The following is a 2308-nucleotide window of genomic DNA, read 5'->3' on the forward strand; positions in this document are numbered from 1 at the left end:
AATTAAGGATGCGGTTTGCGATAGCTTTAGAAAAAAAATGAATAAGCGACCCGATGTGGATATTAGAAATCCTGATATACGTATCCATCTTTATTTGGAAAAAAATGAGTATTTTATTTATCTAGACACCTCAGGTGATCCACTCTATCAAAGAGGTTTTAGAAAATCGAGTGTGGAAGCACCAATCAAGGAAAATTTAGCTGCGGGTATTATTTTGCTTAGTGGTTGGGAGCCTGGTCAAGCCATGCTTGATCCTATGTGTGGTAGTGGGACTTTTTTAATTGAAGCTTCTATGATGGCACTGAATCAAATGCCAGGATTGAGAAGAAATTTTGGATTTGAAAATTGGAAGAATTTTGATTCAAAGCTTCTTAAGCAAATTAAATCAGCTTACGAATCAGAGAAAAAACCACTTACTTTTTCACGAATATATGGATCTGATAGAGATCTTCGTGCAATCCGAGTGGCTAAACGAAATTTAGTTGAAGCGGGTTTAGAAGAAGCTGTGCAATTAGTATGTAAGAAAATTACAGAGATTACACCTCCATTTAACGAAGGAGTGATGATTACCAACCCACCTTACGGTATAAGAATAGGAGAGGATGAAGAGCTTGCTGAAGCTTACCCACTTTGGGCCTCGTGCCTTAAGAATAAGTTTTCAGGATGGCGGACTTATTTCCTAACGAGCGATTTTAGATTACCTAAGCTGATGCGCTTATCACCGTCAAAGAAAACACCTTTATATAATGGTGCGCTAGATTGCCGTTTATTCGAGATTAAAATGGTCGCTGGTAGTAATCGTAAAAAGTAGTTTTCTTAACTTATATTTGATTTATTTTTGAATAGAGCAAAAATAGTAATGATTGAGGCTGCTAAAATTAAGTAAGACGGACTGATAGGGCTTCCTGTTTTTTCAAAAACCCATGTCGCTGCCAAAGGCGTGAGTCCTCCTGCAACACCTAATGTTAAATTATAACCAAGCCCAATAGTTGTGCATCGAACTGCTTCTGGTATTGATAAGACCATAAAGGCATTTAAGGGTGCAAGGTAAGACCCTAAGATAATTGTGAGTCCCAACTGACCAAGGAAGGCTAAATTGATATCATGATGATTCATAAGATAGAACAAAGGCACAACAAATAAAAGCATAAGCATGGAAGTAATTTGAAGCATTAATTTTTTCCCAACTTTATCTGTAAAGTAACCTGATAAAAGCACGACACCAATTAGGATGACCATAGAGATAGAATTGATATTTAAAGCAAGTGAGGGTGTAAATTTTTCTGCCACCTCAAACCAGGTGACCAGGTAGACAAAGATTAAATAAAAACCGACCGCATTGAGAAATACCAAGCCACTGATGTTAAATAATAGGGGCAGGTGGTTTTGAAAAACAACAAGCACCGGCGGTTTTAGTGTTGGCGCAGGGACCTCATCAACCAAGTGTCGTCTTAAAAATAGACCAACGATTCCAATTACAAGACCAAATAAGAATGGCACCCGCCAACCCCATGCATTAATTGTTTCTTCCGACATCAGATGATTCATTAAATCACCCGTAAAGGAACCTAGCAAAATGCCACCAATAGCACCACAGGTAATCGTTGCCCCCATGAGAGATTGCCTATTTTTAGGTGCATGTGAAACCAAGTAAATAATGGAAGTTGTGAACTCACCTCCAACAGATAAACCCTGAATCATTCTTAATAATACAAGTGTGTAAGCTGCCCAAACACCCCAGGCATTATAGTCAGGCAAGATGCTGACAAAAAAAGTCGGGATTGCCATGGCCGCGACCGATAAATTGAGGGCAACTTTTTTTCCGTACTTGTCTCCTACGTGACCAAAAATAACGGCACCGATAGGGCGCATAAGATACCCTACGGCAAAGATACTAAAAGCCATTAATAATTGTGCGGTAGGATCAGATTTCGGAAAGAATGCTAGACCGATGGCTGATGCAAAATAGCCATAAATAGCAAAATCATACCACTCAAGGATATTTCCAATCAGCGCTGAGGCAATAGATTTTTTATTGGTTGAAGCCATTCAAAATATTATAGCCTAGCAATTAACTCTCTTAAATTTTAATCAAAAAGAATAACTTAGCGCAACGTTAAAGGAGCGTCCCATCGCATAAACCTGAGTTCCATTAGCCCTGGTTATTCCAGTTGACATAGTGGCGCCTTGACCCAAGTATTCACCACCTAGTGGATCGGCATAGCTTTTATCTAAAATGTTTTCTACCTCACCAATAATGGAAACTGATTCCCATTGATAGGAGGTAACAAAATCAAACTTAGTGAAG

Annotated in this window: 2 protein-coding genes; one reads left to right on the forward strand and one right to left on the reverse strand. The window is 38.8% G+C overall.

Annotation, left to right across the window (positions count from 1 at the left end; all coding sequences use genetic code 11):
* Positions 1 to 811: class I SAM-dependent RNA methyltransferase (locus HN459_03620; GenBank protein MBT3478532.1), on the forward strand; the 811-nt coding region annotated here is incomplete at its 5' end.
* Between the two features lie 5 nt (positions 812 to 816).
* On the opposite strand, the gene HN459_03625 is transcribed toward HN459_03620, so the two are convergent.
* Positions 817 to 2049: an MFS transporter gene (locus HN459_03625; protein ID MBT3478533.1), complete on the reverse strand. Its 1233-nt coding sequence runs from the start codon at positions 2047 to 2049 to the stop codon at positions 817 to 819.
* Between the last annotated feature and the right edge of the window lie 259 nt (positions 2050 to 2308).

The organism is Candidatus Neomarinimicrobiota bacterium (genome assembly GCA_018647265.1).
GTDB lineage: Bacteria > Fidelibacterota > Marinisomatia > Marinisomatales > TCS55 > TCS55.

Coding starts and splice junctions, on each gene's coding strand:
- HN459_03625 (MBT3478533.1), bottom strand. CDS start 2,049: ATGGCTTCAACCAATAAAAAATCTATTGCCTCAGCGCTGATTGGAAAT.